Source organism: Ruegeria sp. HKCCD6119 (assembly GCF_013110585.1).
GTDB lineage: Bacteria > Pseudomonadota > Alphaproteobacteria > Rhodobacterales > Rhodobacteraceae > Ruegeria.
This window is the reverse complement of sequence record NZ_WVQV01000007.1, coordinates 98,590-114,530: the sequence shown is the minus strand read 5'-3', so window position 1 is coordinate 114,530 and position 15,941 is coordinate 98,590. Positions and strand designations below refer to the sequence as shown.

General features: G+C 58.6%; 14 protein-coding genes. 2 read left to right on the top strand and 12 right to left on the bottom strand.

All coding sequences use genetic code 11. From position 1 onward, the window contains the following. Window positions 1–153: 153 nt before the first annotated feature. From GS611_RS15485 to GS611_RS15440, 10 genes are all read right to left on the bottom strand, one after another. Window positions 154–1,143 carry an ester cyclase gene (locus GS611_RS15485; RefSeq protein ID WP_171637123.1) on the bottom strand — a complete coding sequence of 330 codons (990 nt, stop codon included), beginning with the start codon at window positions 1,141–1,143 and terminating at the stop codon, window positions 154–156. Then, on the bottom strand, window positions 1,140–2,183 hold the full coding sequence (locus tag GS611_RS15480) for a LacI family DNA-binding transcriptional regulator (RefSeq protein ID WP_209835380.1): 1,044 nt from the start codon (window positions 2,181–2,183) through the stop codon (window positions 1,140–1,142). The genes GS611_RS15485 and GS611_RS15480 overlap by 4 nt, the downstream gene beginning before the upstream one ends. Beyond that, window positions 2,183–2,947, bottom strand: a complete 765-nt coding sequence (locus GS611_RS15475; protein WP_171637121.1) for an SDR family NAD(P)-dependent oxidoreductase — start codon at window positions 2,945–2,947, stop codon at window positions 2,183–2,185. The genes GS611_RS15480 and GS611_RS15475 overlap by 1 nt, the downstream gene beginning before the upstream one ends. Next, on the bottom strand, window positions 2,947–3,999 hold the full coding sequence (locus tag GS611_RS15470) for an ester cyclase (RefSeq protein WP_171637119.1): 1,053 nt from the start codon (window positions 3,997–3,999) through the stop codon (window positions 2,947–2,949). Before GS611_RS15470 ends, GS611_RS15475 begins: the two co-directional genes overlap by 1 nt. Continuing rightward, window positions 3,996–5,327, bottom strand: a complete 1,332-nt coding sequence (hisD, locus tag GS611_RS15465; protein ID WP_171170235.1) for a histidinol dehydrogenase — start codon at window positions 5,325–5,327, stop codon at window positions 3,996–3,998. Before hisD ends, GS611_RS15470 begins: the two co-directional genes overlap by 4 nt. Before the next feature lie 11 nt (window positions 5,328–5,338). Then, entirely contained in the window at window positions 5,339–5,869 is a 531-nt protein-coding gene (locus tag GS611_RS15460) for an ester cyclase (protein WP_171637117.1), read from the bottom strand. A 127-nt stretch (window positions 5,870–5,996) separates the two neighbouring features. Then, a complete protein-coding gene (locus GS611_RS15455) occupies window positions 5,997–7,151 on the bottom strand; it encodes a carbohydrate ABC transporter permease (protein WP_171637115.1) in 1,155 nt (384 codons plus the stop codon). 1 nt (window position 7,152) lies between these two features. Then, entirely contained in the window at window positions 7,153–8,175 is a 1,023-nt protein-coding gene (locus tag GS611_RS15450; protein ID WP_171637113.1) for a carbohydrate ABC transporter permease, read from the bottom strand. 66 nt (window positions 8,176–8,241) lie between these two features. Continuing rightward, entirely contained in the window at window positions 8,242–9,453 is a 1,212-nt protein-coding gene (locus tag GS611_RS15445) for an ABC transporter substrate-binding protein (RefSeq protein ID WP_171637111.1), read from the bottom strand. A gap of 75 nt (window positions 9,454–9,528) precedes the next feature. Next, the gene (locus tag GS611_RS15440; protein WP_171637109.1) at window positions 9,529–10,575 is read right to left on the bottom strand and encodes an ABC transporter ATP-binding protein; all 1,047 of its coding nucleotides are present in this window, start codon (window positions 10,573–10,575) and stop codon (window positions 9,529–9,531) included. A 164-nt stretch (window positions 10,576–10,739) separates the two neighbouring features. Between GS611_RS15440 and GS611_RS15435 the strand changes: the two genes are divergently transcribed. Then, the gene (locus tag GS611_RS15435) at window positions 10,740–11,741 is read left to right on the top strand and encodes an ester cyclase (protein WP_171637107.1); all 1,002 of its coding nucleotides are present in this window, start codon (window positions 10,740–10,742) and stop codon (window positions 11,739–11,741) included. Further along, complete coding sequence (locus GS611_RS15430; protein WP_171637105.1) at window positions 11,738–12,610, top strand: amidohydrolase; 873 nt, start codon at window positions 11,738–11,740, stop codon at window positions 12,608–12,610. Before GS611_RS15435 ends, GS611_RS15430 begins: the two co-directional genes overlap by 4 nt. Before the next feature lie 98 nt (window positions 12,611–12,708). Here GS611_RS15430 and GS611_RS15425 read toward each other — a convergent pair whose 3' ends face one another. Both GS611_RS15425 and GS611_RS15420 read right to left on the bottom strand, forming a co-directional pair. Beyond that, the gene (locus GS611_RS15425) at window positions 12,709–13,746 is read right to left on the bottom strand and encodes an ACP S-malonyltransferase (protein WP_171637103.1); all 1,038 of its coding nucleotides are present in this window, start codon (window positions 13,744–13,746) and stop codon (window positions 12,709–12,711) included. After that, window positions 13,743–15,932, bottom strand: coding sequence for a thiamine pyrophosphate-dependent enzyme (locus GS611_RS15420; RefSeq protein ID WP_171637101.1), 2,190 nt, complete (start codon window positions 15,930–15,932; stop codon window positions 13,743–13,745). The genes GS611_RS15425 and GS611_RS15420 overlap by 4 nt, the downstream gene beginning before the upstream one ends. Window positions 15,933–15,941: the final 9 nt, after the last annotated feature.

Here is a 15,941-nt window from a genome sequence, read left to right as displayed (position 1 = left end):
CGTGTGCCCAAACAGGACACGCCCTTGCTTTCCGGGCGGGCGCAGGTTCAGTCGCCGCGCCCTCAGGCTTTGACGGTACATATGGAAACGCCGAATGGCCCGCGGCTCGGACAGACCGCCCGACAGGATGCGATATGAGACCGGGCGGCCCACTCAGACCTCGCCGTTCTGCAACAGGATCTGCTTCCAGACCGAGGTTTCATCGAACAGGGCGTATTCACGGCGCAACTGCGGCTGCCCCGTTATAAGCGCGCCGAATTCAGCGTGGCTGATCCCGAGGACATAAACCTGTGCACCAGTCGGCGCCCCGAACACACCCCAGCCGTCATGCTTGCCCCAAAGGCTCCAGCGAATGGCCGCGCGCGGAGGCATATCAGGGTCATCTCGCCCGATCTGATGCTCGATCTTGAATTCTGCATTCGGAAAACTCGCCCGCAGACCCATCCAGAAACGGTCGACGGCATCCCGGCCATGCCCTGTTACGCCGCCCACATATTCTGACTGAACAGCGCGGTCATATTCTGAACCGATCACGCCCATATCTGCGTTCATGATCCGCGTCAGAATGTCGGCGTAGCGCTGCCCCCATTCATTCTCGTTGCCGCGACCCTTGTAGGGACCAGGCTGATCGATTTCGGGGGTCAGGGGTTTGACGCAGTTTTCCTTGCCGCCTTCCCGGGCAATCAGATCGGCGGCGTATTCCTTGGGGTCCCAGCCCATCTGGCGCACAATCGCGCCCTGATCGCGGATCAGCCATTCATCGTTGATCTGATTGTCGAGGGCGTGGCAATCCGCAAGAATCCGGTAACGCAGCTTGGTGCCGGTGGGCTTGCCATAGACGCCCTCGGCCAAATGCGTGGCCGTTGAAATGATGCGGTGAGAGCTCAGCATGCCCTTTTCCGGCGTGCCGGACCAGATCACGTCTTCGCCTAGCAGCTGCCGGTCCGGAAACTCGGCCAGCGTTGCCATGGTAGCGCCGATCACATTCTGATTGCCCAACACCACCGAACCGGGTGAGCGTACCACAATGTCTTCGCTGTAATACTCATGCAGCGTGGCGATACCCCGATCTTCCCAGATCTCTTTGGTGATGCCGATGATATAGTCGGGGAAATCCCGGAACTTGGGATCGAAACCTTTCATGAATTCATCCTTTGAGGTGTCCAGCCTTTGGGCAGACGTGCCGATGTGCGCACGATCAGCGGCCCATCAATGGCGACTTTGCGTGCCGAAGCAGCTGTCGGGTTTTCGATATGATCCAGCAGGGCATCAACGGTCTCAGCAACCATCAAATTTGCCCGCTGGCGAATGGTCGTAAGGTTGTAGGCAAGCCATCCGGCCTGAGGGACGTCATCGTAACCAACGACAGACACGTCTTCGGGCACGCGCAATCCCAACTCGAACCGAATGACGTCCATGACCGCAAGCGCCATGTGATCATTGGCGACAAACACGGCGTCAGGTCGTTTCTGCGGTTCGACATCAAACATCCGGCGGGCAGCTAAACGCGCTTTCTCGGTGTGAAAATCTCCGATGTCGTGCGCATACAATTCCTGGCCCGCATCGTTGAGCGCGGCGCGGAATCCGGCCTCGCGGTCCCGCTGGGTTGAGGCACCCGGCCAACCGGCAATGTAGGCGATACGACTGTGCCCGGCGGTGATCAGAAATTCCGCAACTTTGCGACCACCGGCATAGTTGTCAGAAGTAACAGATGTGATCCCGTCGAGGTCCTGGCTGCGGTTGAACAAAACCACCGGCACACCCGCCTGCTGGCACCGGGTGGCAATGTCTGAAGACATCGCAACGGATGCCAGAACGACGCCATCGACTTGATAATCAAGGATTTCCTCCATCACGTCGTCTATGTTTCCAGCGGTTCTGGAGGCCATGAAAATCAGAACGTGATAGCCCTGTTCCTGCAAGGCATTGGACAGTTTCTCGAGCGCCTCGGGGTAGAAGTAATTGTCCAGATAGGCGACCACCAAACCGATGATCCTGCTTTTGCCGGACACCATCGCGCGTGCCAGCACGTTGGGGCGATAGCCCAGTTCAGACGCAGCCTTGCGCACTTTTTCTTCGGTCTTTTTGCTGACCGAGGCACCGGGCGTGAAGACGCGGCTAACGGCAGACTGGCTAACGCCGGCCAATTGGGCAACCTGGAGGGATGTTACTTTCTCAGCCATCAGTCTGCCGTCCAACCTCCGTCAATCAACATTGAGGTGCCGGTAACCAGTGCCGAGGCGTCCGAGGCGAGATAGCGTACCGCGCCCATGATGTCTTCGACTTCGCCCACGCGATCCAGTTTGATCTTCTCCATGATCCACGCGGCACGTTCAGGATTGTCGAATGTGGACTGGGTCAACGGCGTTCGGATGAAAGTCGGACAGACCGTATTGATCCGAATGCCCTGTTTGCCCCATTCGATGGCCATGGATTTGACCATGCCTTCCAACCCATGCTTGGTCGCGCAATAAAGCGCCCGATCAACCCCGCCAACATGCCCCATCTGGCTGGATATATGGATGATCGAACCCGGCTTTCCTGCCTTGATCAAAGCGCGGGCGGCGTAGGCCGACAAGAAGTAGGCCGAACGCAAATTGACGTTGGTGACAACATCAAAGTCATCGGGTGTTGTCTCGATAGCCGGGCTGTGGCGCGCCACGCCCGCCGAATTCACCACGATATCGAAGGCGCGGTGATCGAAAAGCTGTTTCAGGGCGTCCAAATCACCCTGATCCATCACAAGCGCTTCGGCTGACCATCCCTTCTCTTTCAGAGCGGAAACTGTCTCATTCAACCGATCCGCTCCTCTGGCCGCGCAAACTACATGTGCACCCGCCTCGGCCAGCGCTACCGCGCATCCTTGCCCGATACCAGAGGAGGCTCCGGTCACAAGGGCGGTTTTTCCACTCAGAGAAAATGAAGGGGTGCGCGGCAGTTTAGTCATCAGCTCATTCCATCCGGTATTTCAATACGACCCATATTTCGGGCTTTATTGAATTCACGCAGACGGGCAAAGACGTCAACGCCAAGCTGCCGGTACGCATCCAGCAAATCAACGAGCACCCAGTTTTCCCGGATTCTGCCGTTTTCCAAACGCCAGAAATCGAGGCTGCGCATGGTGATCTTCTTGCCTGACGGAGCGATGCCCATCCAACCATCGTCTGTGACGGTCTGGATCATGTTGGGCCAGCCCGTCACAGCTGCATATTCCCCGTCACCGAAGAAGTGATAGGTGATGTCGTCCACGAACTGCCCGCGATCCGGCATACCGTTCAGGAACGGGATCTGATGCCAGTTGCGGAACCCCGCAAACCCGCGCCCGGTGCCGATGCCCGAAGGACCGTACCAGTTCATGCGCGGGTGCCAGAACCGTTCCATCTCCATCACTTCGGGGCCGCCTTGAGACGGGTGTTTCTTGAGATGCTCCAGCATGTCGATGATGTGCTGGCAGGTCTGTTTTCCCTTGGTTTCATCATAAGGGCCGGGGACAAACCCGTCCTGGGTGGCGGGGCCTGGGACGTGCCATTCTCGGCCCAGACTTGGCGCCATCGGCCAGGCATTCGCCTGCATCATGACTTCGGGGATGTCCCACAGGGCCTGCATCTCGACGATCTTGCCGTTTTCGATGCGGAAGAATTCATGAAACCGCATCGTGACCTGATGACCCGTCGGCGGGATGTCCAGCCAGGGGCCGGTGAAAACACCGGTGTAATAGCCACCACATCCGACCCAATCTGCGCCGAACTCATCCGGGCCGGCCATGACGATATAGTCCCGCCGTTCAAGATCGGGCCAGGCCGCCAGCAAGTCTTTGTAGCCAGTGTCATAGAAAGCATCGCTGCCGACGCTGTCCCCAAAGGGATGACACAGACGGAACACGGCATCCGGTGACGTGACCTCCGCCAAAGCCCGGCGTACGCCTGCCTCATTGAAATCGTACATCGCAGCCCTGAGCGGTTCGATCAGGGCCTTGTGATGTGTGTGTTTGTCACTCATTCAGCAGCGTCCCGGTAAGGGGCGGGCGCACCGTAGGGCACATTGATTCCGCCATATCGGCGCACGCGAACGTTGCACTGTTCCGCGTGGCCAACGAACCCTTCGAGCATGCACAGGCGCGAGCCATACTCGCCGATCAGCGTCGCGGCCTCATCCGTCAGAACTTTTTGATAGCTGTGCGTCTTCAGGTATTTACCAACCCAAAGACCACCTGTGTAACGCCCGGCCTTCTTGGTGGGCAGCGTGTGGTTTGTGCCAATCACCTTGTCCCCGTTCGAAACATTGGTGCGCGGCCCAAGGAACAACGCCCCATAGCAGGTCATGTTCTCAAGGAACCAGTCGTCGCGGTCAGTCATCACCTGCACATGTTCCGAGGCAATGTCATCGGCAACCTGCAACATCTCGTCATAGGTGTCGCAAACGATCACCTCACCATATTCGTCCCACGACACCTTCGCGGTATCCGCGGTTGGCAGGATGCCCAGCAGCCGGTCGACCTCGGCCAGGGTGTCATTGGCCAGATTGCGTGAGTTGGTCAGCAGAACGCAGGGGCTGTTGTATCCATGCTCGGCCTGCCCCAGCAGATCGGTTGCGCACAGCTCCGCATCTGCGGCGGTCTCGTCGGCAATGACCATCGTTTCGGTCGGCCCTGCAAAAAGATCGATCCCGACACGACCGAACAACTGACGTTTGGCTTCCGCGACAAAGGCGTTTCCGGGGCCAACAAGCATGTGAACCGGATCGATTGTTTCGGTGCCCAATGCCATGGCCCCGATGGCCTGAATGCCGCCCATGACATAGATCTCATGCGCGCCACCCAAGTGCATGGCGGCAATTACCGCTGCATTGGGTTTGCCCTGAAACGGGGGCGTGCAGGCGATGATGCGCGGAACACCGGCGACCGAAGCGGTCGCCACCGACATATGCGCCGAGGCGACCATCGGGAATTTGCCGCCCGGAACATAGCAACCCACGGATTGCACCGGGATGTTCTTATGCCCCAGGATGACACCGGGCAGGGTTTCGACCTCGATGTCCAGCATTGAATCCCGCTGCGCCTGCGCAAAGTTGCGCACCTGTTCCTGCGCGAATTTGATATCGGCCAGCTCACGATCGGACAATTGCCCGATCAGGTCATCAATTTCCTGCTGGCTCAGGCGGAACGAGGCAGGTGAGTAGTTGTCGAACTTCTCACTCAACTCTCGCACCGCGGCATCCCCACGGGTTTCGATGTCTTTCAGCGTCGCTTCAACCACGGCGCGGGTCTTGGCATCATCTTCCGCCCGATCCGCATCGGATTTGCCGCGTTTAAGATACTCGATTGCCATCTTTCCAATCCTCAGTTTTCCGGCCGTGGCGGAGTCTTCTCGCCGCGGTCAAATGCTTCCCAGCCTTCGCCGTTGAACAGGTCCACGCCCAGCTGAGCCGCAACGTGGGCAAAGTCGACATTCACCCAGTTGTCGACAATTTTGCCGTCGACCACTTTCCAGAAGTCCATGTACCTGATTTCGACACGCTTGCCTGTGGGGGCAATGCCCAGAAATTCGCCGGAATGCGTGGCTTCCTGGCGGCCGAAGGCGGCGGCCCATTCACCCATGTAAAGGCGCGCTTCGTCAACGCAGACCTTATCCGAAAACGCGGCTTGAAACGGGCGCTGCCAGTTATCCTGAAATTCCTGCAGGCCGGTCTTGGTGCCGCAGCCCTGATTGCCCATCCAGCGAAAACCTTCGGCGAAGAATTCACCGATGTCATCAATGCGGTGATCATTCAGACCATCAACCATCGTTTCGATCACGCGGCGCGTGTCTTCCGTCTTGCTCATGTCCGTTTCGCGGGTCAGAACCGCTTGTTCGGGACGGGAACCTTTCATTTTTCTATCCTTTGAGGTTGCCGAAGGGAGGGATTGGGACGTGCGGCCCCAATGCTCAGAAAGTCCCTCGGCATCCTGTTCAGCGCCGGGTGGCGCGACATGGCGTTATGTCGGGCGTTCTTGCTCATCAGCCTTTCACTGCCCCGGCTGTCAGACCGCTGACAATCTGGCGCTGGAAAATCAGCACAAGGAAGATCAGAGGCGCGGTGATCGACACGGCAGCGGCAACCGCAACGACCTGATCGGTTGTCGTCGTCTCGCGATTGAACATGCCGACGATGGCGGGAACCATGGTCTGGTTCTGCGCATCAAGCAGCAGCGCGGTGACCAGAAAATCGTTGTACGCCAGCAAGAAGCTGAACAGCCCCGTAGTGATCACACCTGGCCACATCACCGGCATGATGACACGGCGGAAGGCCTGAAAGTGGCTACACCCATCCACGCGGGCGGCCTCATCCAGCTCGGCCGGGATGTTCTGGAAGAACGAGCGCAACATCCAGATCGTGAAGGGTTGATTGATCGCAACCAGAACAGCGATCACCGCAAAAGGCTTGCCGTACAAGGTTGGTGCGTTTTCACCCAAGATCGGGCTGAGCCATTCGGCCGAGTTGATGAACACCGGCAGATAGCCTGCTACCAGAACCGAATGGGGCAATGCCCGGAACACCAGTGCGACGATCAGGATCCAGAAGGCCAAAGTTGATCCTGACCGCGCCAGACCGTAGCCCGCCAATGTGCCCACGGTCAGCGACACCGTCACCACGCCCGTCGTTACGATCAGCGAGTTCTTGAAGTTGTTTGAAAAGCCCCGGTCGATCCAGACGGTTTTGTAATGCTCGGTCGTCAGACCAAGCACATCCCGTCCCAGTGGGCCAAACAGCGGGTTCAACACGTTCAGGATTGCAGGCAGGACCACGAAGAACACCAGCAGGAAACCCACCAGCAAGACCAGAACACCGATCAGCCAGCCGAACCATTCCTGACCGGGCTTGGTGTAGGACTTTATCATCGATGGCAGTGTTTTGGTGGCAGCGAAGATCGTGCCCCAGATAACCGCGATGCCCAGAATGATATCCAGCAGCGACAAGCCCTTTCCGACGCTCAGCGTGGCCGGCCCGAAGATCACGTTCAGCGCATTGCTGTCGAACGCATCGACGGGTGACTTGAAGCTCATGACCACGATCCAGAAGATCGGAAAGGCCGCGATCAGGCACCAGAGCGCAAGGAAGATGTTCGAGGTCAACCGCAGGCTGAAGGGCTGGCGAAGCGCACGCGAGGACATGTCAGTGACCTCCTTTATGGTCGCGCCACGTACGGCGCAGCGGCAGGATAAGCAGGATGACGACACCGATCATGGTCAGCATCGAGTTGGCGGACGCCCGGCTGATCGACCGGTTGCCGGCCTGATCAGGCGTCAGATAATCGAAGGTCAGCCACTGTAGCGAGATGACGTAGCCCTGGCTCGAAAAACCAACGATCTCTTCGAACACGCGGTAGCTGTCCATCAGGTGGATCATCGACACGAAAATGATCAGCGGCATCAGGTGTGGAATGACGATGTATTTCAGGCGCTGCCAACGGGTCGCACCGTCAATCACGGCACTTTCAAGACTGTCCTGATTGACCGTTTGCAGCCCGGCGTAGAAGACGATTGCGGCAAAGGGTGCCACGTGCCAGACGCGGTAGAGCATCATCAGTATTTCGATGGTCCAGGCTTGGGCGAACAGGGCGATGTCCCGGTTCAGCCACCATTCCATCATTGCGGTCAGGATGCCGTCGCCCCGGAACAGCCAGTTGATCGACAGTACTCCGATCACCGGTGTGATGATGAAGGGCAGCAGGGACACAAAGATCACCGGGCCGCGGATGGACCGCGCCGCGTTGTTGATCAGTATTGCGATCCCAAGCCCGCACCCGACCACAAGCGGCAGAGTGATCAATGTGAAGGTCAGGGTGAACCGAAGCGCCTTCCAGAAGTTGATCGTAGACAGCACATGCCAACTGCCGTCGCTTATGGCGCGCCATGCGCGTTCAGGCTCCAATACGTTGCGATAGCTTTGCAAGCCGACATATTGGGTTTGGGTAATGACCTCGCCATGTTCGTCGAGCCTTGGCTGCGAAACCATCTCGGTCACGCAGGTCTGTGTCAGGAAACCGGGCGTGCAGGTTTCCTTTTCGACCGTCTCATAGATCGGCTGTGTCACGTAAAAACTCTGCTTGAACACGCTGACCAGAGGAAACGCGATAAAGAGAAGCATCATAAAGACAGAGGGGCCGACAAATGCGGCAAATGTCCGGAAATTCATGGCTCTGCCTTTCTCATGACTCTCGAAGGGAAGGGGCGGGAGGGCCGTAGCCCTCCCACGGGAGGATCAGTTGCTGATCAGACCGGCTTCTTTCGCGGCAGTGATGTAATCTGCCTCGATATCCGCCAGCGTCGTCTGAGCATCCTTGGCGCCGGTCAGGTAGTCGGCCAGACCGTTGCCCAGGGCGGTGTGCATGATGCCCATCGGACCAGATGCCGGGTACGCCTTTGCGCCCGCTTCAGCCGAAGCGGCTGCTCCTGCCGCCAAAGCACCCGCTGAATAGGCAGGGCTCAGCCAAACAGCGACGTCGTTGTTTGCGCTGACCATTTCGCCGTCCATGCCCTCAAGCGCGACACGGAATGCGGCGTCGGCCTCTTCGTCGCTCATGTTCGAAGCAAGAACGATGCCATCCCACCAGATAGTGGTTGCCGGTGCTGCCGAACCCATAGGAGCGGCTGCCATGGTGACTTTGCCGACGACCTGGCTTTCGGCCTCATCATTCATCGCGGCGGCACGGCTGGCCCAAAGGTTTGCCATGGCGATCTTGCCCTGCTGGAATTGTTGCTGAACGTATGTCGAGTCGGAAACCAGATATTCCGGATCCATGTAATCGGTCATGGCTTTCAGTGTTTCCAGCGCAGCGACGCCCTGCTCGTTGTTGATCGTTGGAACGTTGCCGTCGCCAAAGAACGAGCCGCCTTCGCCAAGGTACATGTTGACGAATTCCTGGCCGAGGTTCCAACCGGTCTTGAACGTTCCCCCGATCGGATAATCCATGACACCGGCTTCTTTGATCTTGGCGGCCGCTGCCAGGACGTCATCATAGGTTTTTGGTTCTTCGATGCCCAGTTCAGCCAGAACATCATCGCGATACATCAGGTGCTGCGCATTCACCATCATCGCAATGGCCATGGTCTTGCCATCAACCTTGATCAACTGGTTGGGCAGCAGGTCCTGGCCGTATTTTTCGACCAGATCATCCAGCGGACGGATCGTGCCTGCGTTCAGCAACGGCACCAGGGTCGCGTTTGAAACACCGCCGATCTGATAAAGCGCGGGATCCGCAGCAAATGCTTCGGGCTGCTTTTCGCGGAATTCCTGATCCAGCGATGCGCTGAAATTGCCGCATTCTGCCATCGCATCGGTGACCGCCTTCCAGGCTTCAAAACCGGCGGACAGCGATTTTAGCGGCACTTCGTTTTCAAAGGCGCAATCTGCCCACGCGCCGGTGGCGGCGATGGACATGGCACCGGCCATGAGGATCGTCTTGAGTTTCATAGGTTTCTCCCTGTCAGGATCGGTCCGTCGTCGACGTCCGGACCGGTGTTATGCCCTTGCGGGCCGTTTGTGGGGTTAGCCCCCGATCCGCGCACCGCTTCCAGCTTCGAAGAGGTGACAGATTTCCGTCGGCACCGAGAACGAGACCATTTCGCCAATCTCGGCGCGGAATGCTTTGTCTGCTTTCACCGACACCAGAGCTCCGCCGACCCGAACCGAGATCATGGTCGCGTCGCCCAGTAGTTCCAGCGTATAGATCGGAGCGGTGATCTGACCTTTGCCATCGGCAAGGCTGGCATCTTCGGCCCTGAAACCCAGTGTCATTGGGCCATCCGGTGCATCCACCGCAATTTCGACATGTTCGGCGCGGAATATTCCGCTCGCCACGTCGCCGTCCATCAAATTCATGGCAGGTGAACCGATGAAACTGGCGACAAAAGTATTCGCGGGACGGTCATAAATTTCGGTCGGGCTTCCGACCTGCTGAACCACGCCCTGTTTCATCACGACAACGCGGTCGGCAAGGGTCATGGCCTCGATCTGGTCGTGTGTGACGTAAATGGTGGTGACGGCCAGCTCATGGCTCAGGTTCTTGATCTGGGCCCGGGTGGAAACCCGCAGCTTGGCGTCAAGATTGGACAACGGCTCGTCCATCAGGAACACGTTGGGTTCGCGCACGATGGCACGTGCCAGTGCCACACGCTGTCTCTGACCACCCGACAACTCGGCTGGCTTGCGATGCAGGAAATCGTCCAGTTCCACCATGGCGCTGGCGCGACGCACTTTGTCGTCGTGGGTTGCCGGGTCGATACCGCGCACTTTCAGCGGAAAGCGGATGTTCTCGTAAACGTTCATGTTGGGATACAGAGCGTAGCTCTGGAACACCATCGCCACGTCGCGGTCCTTGGGTTCCAGATCATTGACCACTTTGCCGTCGACAAGGATTTCGCCTTCCGTCACGTCTTCGAGGCCGGCGATCATGCGCATGGTGGTTGTCTTGCCGCAGCCTGATGGGCCGAGCAGCACCAGAAACTCACGATCTGCAATCGTCAGGTCAAAATTGTGAACCCCAACGAATGAGCCCCATCGCTTGCCGACGTTCCGCAATTGAATTTCCGCCATGGTGCCCCCTGCAAGGAATCGTTTTGCATACGTTTGCAAAACTGTAATTCGCATGTATCAAATCAGGCAAGACTTTTTTGCATACGTATGCAAAAATTGCGGAGAAATCCGACTCAACCTGGCTTCGCGCCGCTCGCAAAACTTTGACTACAATGGTAAATACCATGAACTTTCAGACAGAAAAAAAACTGGTCTCTGCGTTTCACACCGCATTGGACTCCGCCGCAGTGACGGAAACTCCGAAGGTGATGAGCCAATTCTGCGCTTCGGAATCGAGGTGGCGCGGCTTTCATCCGTTCAACGAAATCAACGGCGCCGAACAGGTTGCCCGGCAATTCTGGCAGCCGCTGAAGGGCAGCCTTGCTCATTTGCAGAACCGAGTGGATATTCTGTTTGCGGGGCAAAACGCGTTGCAGAAAGAAACCGACGTTTGGGTTGTCGCCATGGGCCATCTGATGGGGCTGTTCGACCGACCGTGGTTGGGTATTCGCCCGACCGGCAAGATGGCGTTCCTGCGATATTGCGCGTTCTACAAGGTGGCCGGTGACAGAATTGTCGAAACGGCGATGTATTTCGACATCCCGCACCTGATGGTTCAGGCTGGCCAGAATCCGTTCCCCCCGCAGACTGCGGCACATCTGGTGCAGCCCGGACCAAGGTCTCATGATGGATTGCTGCATGATGAGCAGCCCGCACACGAAGGCGAAAAAACGCTGGCGGTCATCAATGCGATGATCGCGGATCTGGGCCGTTGGGACAGCGGGTTGTCGCTGGAAGAAGAATTGGCGCGCACGTGGCACCAGGACATGATCTGGTGGGGCCCCGAAGGAATTGGCGCGACCTACACGATCGAACGCTATGCCAGGCAACACTCCGGACCGTTTCGCGCTGCCTTCACGGACCGGTCAAAGACCAATCATGTCTGCCGTCTGGCCGAAGGGCATTACGGTGGCTTCTTTGGATGGCCCAACTTTACTGCCACGCCCACAGGGGGTTTTATGGGGATGCCAGCCACCGGAAAACCCGGCGAATTCAGGGTGATCGATATCTATCGCCGCGTCGAAGACAAGCTGGCCGAAAACTGGATCTTCATCGACTTGCTGCATTTCTGGAAAGGACAGGGTGTGGATATTCTGGCGCGCACCACCGGGATTGAAGCATCATGAGGATAGATGCGCATCACCACCTGTGGGACCTTTCGGCCGTGCACTACCCCTGGCTTACAGAGAAAGGTATCGTTCGGTTTTTCGGCGATCCGTCTTCCATCCAGCGGGACTATTTGCTCCCGGAGTTTCGCGCGGACGCCGAAGCCATGGGGTTCGGCGCTTCGGTTCACATTCAGGTCGGCGCCGCTGACCCCTGGGCCGAGGCGCGGTGGGTACACTCCGTTGCCGACCAGTTCCCTGACTGGCCGTTGGTGCAGGTGGCATTCTGCGATCTGACCTCGGATGATCTGGATGCACAGCTCGACCGTCTTCAAACCCTGCCTTCGGTGCGCGGCGTTCGTCAGATTATTGGCCGCGCTCCGGGTGAAGACGCCTCAACTGGCACGAACGCGTTACTTGAAGACCCAAAGTTCTTGGCTGGTCTGAAGCAACTGGGCGCGCGTGGTCTTTCCTTTGATCTTCAGCTGCTGCCAGAGCTGATGGGTCAAACCGCGAATGTCCTTGCACAGGCGCCGGAGACCCGGATCGCTCTTTGCCACGCAGGTTCGCCATACGACCGGACCCCGCAAGGGTTGCGACGGTGGGCAGATGAATTGACGGCCTTGTCAAACCTGCCACATGTCTTTTGCAAACTCTCCGGCCTGGGAATGTTCGACCACGATTGGAATGCTGAAAAAGTCTCGCCGATCGTTTCAACCTGCCTGTCGCATTTTGGTGCCGATCGCTGCATGTTCGGGTCGAATTTCCCGGTCGACAGCCTTACCTCGACCTACAAGGAAACCGTTTCCCGGCATGAGACGCTCATCCCGGGGTCGATGCTGGACGACGTCTTTCGCGGCACGTCAGAACGTTTCTATCGCATTGAATAGCGCCGGACACGACAAACCGGACTACCTGCACCGGTTTTCTGAAACGGCTTGGCAACCTCGGCGCGCCGGCTCTGAGGCTGACCGGTGGGCGCACAGGTTCATGTCACCTGTTTCCTTTGATCAACCATTCCCATCGAACACAGAATCGGGCTGTTTCTTTGGCGAGACTGAAATGTCGACTTGTCCGACAGCCCGGACCAATTGGTCAGGATCAGGCTTTGCGCGACGGCACCGCCCAGCGTGGTGCCGGGACCCGTAACAATGAAAAAATCCGGTGCGAACTCATGCGCGGCCTGTGCGATGGCATGGGTGAAATCATAAGTTTCGGTCACTTGATGGCCAAGGGTGTAATCCCAAAGTGCATTCGGGTCGCAAGCTCCGGGCCACCATATCCGGCCACGCCCGTCGATCAGGGGCAGGTCCGGTTGTCGAAACAGGCCAGCGCTCAGTTTCGTGCGGCCCTGCGCCGAGACCGGAGCCTGAAGATGCGAATGGAACCCGGCATGGTTGGCCAATCGCATGGGAAAACGTTCCTGAACCACCGGTACTGCCTTTTCGAACGCGGCCAAACCGGCGTCGTCGCCTGCAAGCACCAACATGCCACCCAGATCAATCGACAGGGTCAACGTTGCATCGGTTCGGTCAATGTCATCCACCAAGGCAAGCAGCTCTGCCTTGCGGGTCTGGTCAGGATGCCAGTCGGAATCCATGAAAGGATAAATCAGTTGTCCACCGATCATGTTTTCCTGCATCAGAGTGCCCATAGTGTTGACCACCTCGAACCCTCCTTCGGCGGAAAGCGCACCGCCGCAGGCCAGCGCCGAATACCAGCCCATCGAATTTCCCGTCACCGCAACCACTTCGATTTTGTCAGGATTGATGGCGCGGAAATCACCCAAAGTCGCTGCATAGATCAAAGCAGATGCATTGTCGCCGCGGGTGTGCTTGGCAATGGAATATCGGGCCGCACCGTCCAGTTCGCTGAGCGTTTCTTGCCCCTGGGCGCGCCGCATGTCATCAAAGCGTCGCAACACGGCCTTGTCGCTGAATTGCCGGCCCAGGACACCCAGTTCGGGTTTGTTGTAAGTACCGCGGCCAGGGCAGATGACGACGGCAGTCTGTTTGGCGGAACTCATGTGCCGGCCTCCATCAAGGATCGCGCGGCGGCTTCGATACTGTCCTTCGATGGCATGGTCGCAGCATAGGCCGGGCCCGTGGCGATAAAGCTGTCTTCTGCGGTGATACGGGCCAGCGGCACATCGCATGTTTCATGAAAATGCGCCATCAGAGCTTCGGCCACGCCGCCATGGTGGCGGGTTTCGTCGACGATCAGGATGCGTTTGGCCCCGGTCACGGCCTGTGTCAGTGCCGCTTTGGGCAAAGGGGACAACCAGCGCATATCGATGATCCGTGTCCTGATCCCGTAGGCCTGCAAGGCCGTGCGCGCCTGATGGCTGAGATAGACGCCATTTCCAAAGGTGACGATGGCCAGATCGTCGCCGTCACCGTCCACGCCCACCTCGCCGAAGCCGATCTTTTCAGAAGGGTCGGGATAGGTTTGCATCCAGCCGCCGTCTCCGGCCTCGTGCAGGTCCCGCATCGGGTAGAGGGCGATCGGTTCGAGGAAAACGACCAGCCGCTGTTCTTCACGCGCGAGGCGCACGCATTCACGCAGCATCCGCGCGGCGTCGGCACCGTTCGACGGGCAGGCCAGGATTAGGCCCGGAATGTCGCGCAATACAGCAACCGAGTTGTCATTGTGGAAGTGTCCGCCAAACCCTTTTTGATACCCCAGTCCGGCAATGCGCACGACCATCGGGTTGGTGTATTGACCGTTCGAGAAAAAGGGCAGGGTGGCGGCCTCACCTCGCAGCTGGTCCTCGGCATTGTGAAGATAGGCCAGAAACTGGATTTCCGGCATTGGCGTGAACCCGTTCTGGGCCATGCCGATCGCCAGGCCCAGGATCGACTGTTCGTCCAGCAACGTGTCGATCATCCGGTCAGGGCCAAACCGTGTTTGCAGCTTTTGGGTCACGCCGTAAACGCCACCTTTGCGCCCGACATCTTCGCCCATCATGACGATCTCGCCGTGTTCCAGCATCAGATCGGTCAGTGCCCAGTTGATCAATCGCGACATGATCTGCGGTTCGGAATGGGCCTTGAGATCGCCGCCGAAAATCTCGGCCCGACGCTCGGGTGTTGGGCCATTGGTCGGCGCGCAGGGGCGTGCGGGCGGGATCAGGCTGGCCATCACCTCTGTTGCGTTTTGCAGGCGAGGGCGCGTGATGGCCTGTTCGGCCACGCGGGCGACCCGGGCGCAGGTATCATTGTAGACGCTCAGCGCATGTTCCGGGCTCATCGCGCCGCACTGATCCAACAGGCGCACGGAATGCAGCAGCGGGTCGTTGGCTTCTTCGGCCTCAACCTCGGCTTTTGGCATATAGGTGGTTGGCATATCGGCCCCGGCGTGACCGTACAGGCGAACAGTCCGAACATGTAGGAAAGCAGGTTTCCTTCGGCTGCGCACATAGTCGGCCGCCTGTTGCGCAACGCGATAGGTGTCGAACAGATCCAACCCGTCGCACGAGAAATACTTCAGGCCCGGACGGTTGGCGAAAGTGGCCGCGATCCAGCCTTTCGGCGTTTTGGTCGAGATACCGATCCCGTTGTCTTCGCAGCAGAACAGAAGGGGCAGAGGCACAGATTGAAAGGACGTCCACTGCGCCGTGTTGAAAGCGCCCTGTGCGGTGGAATGGTTGGCCGAGGCATCCCCGAACGAGCAATAGACGATGGCATCCTCGGGCATGTCTGCATGTTCAGGGCGATGACGCCGTGCAGCGGCGACGGCATATGCCGCGCCGACCGCCTTCGGCAGATGGCTGGCGATGGTCGAGGTCTGCGGCGGAATGCACAGCGCTTTCGATCCCAGAACCTTGTGACGCCCGCCACTGATTGGGTCCTCGGAAGACGAGGCAAAGGACAGCAGAATATCCCATGTCGGGCGTTGGCCCGGCACCTGATCCGAGCGGGCAATCTGAAAGGCCGCATCGCGGTAGTGCAGAAACGCCGGATCGGTCGGGCGCAGGGCCGCGGCAACGGCCGCCATGCCCTCATGTCCGGATGACCCGATCGTATAGAACCCCTGACCCGCCTTCTGCATCGCGCGGCTTTGCCGGTCCAGCGCCCGGCTCAGGCATTGCGCCCTGTAAAGTGCGACGGCTTCATGACCGCTCAGCGGTCCGGCCGGTGCGGGCCCTTCGGGAAAGTCCCGCGCCGCAACACGGCGCAGGAAATTGTCATGCACGATTGCGGCGCGATCCATTTCAGATGT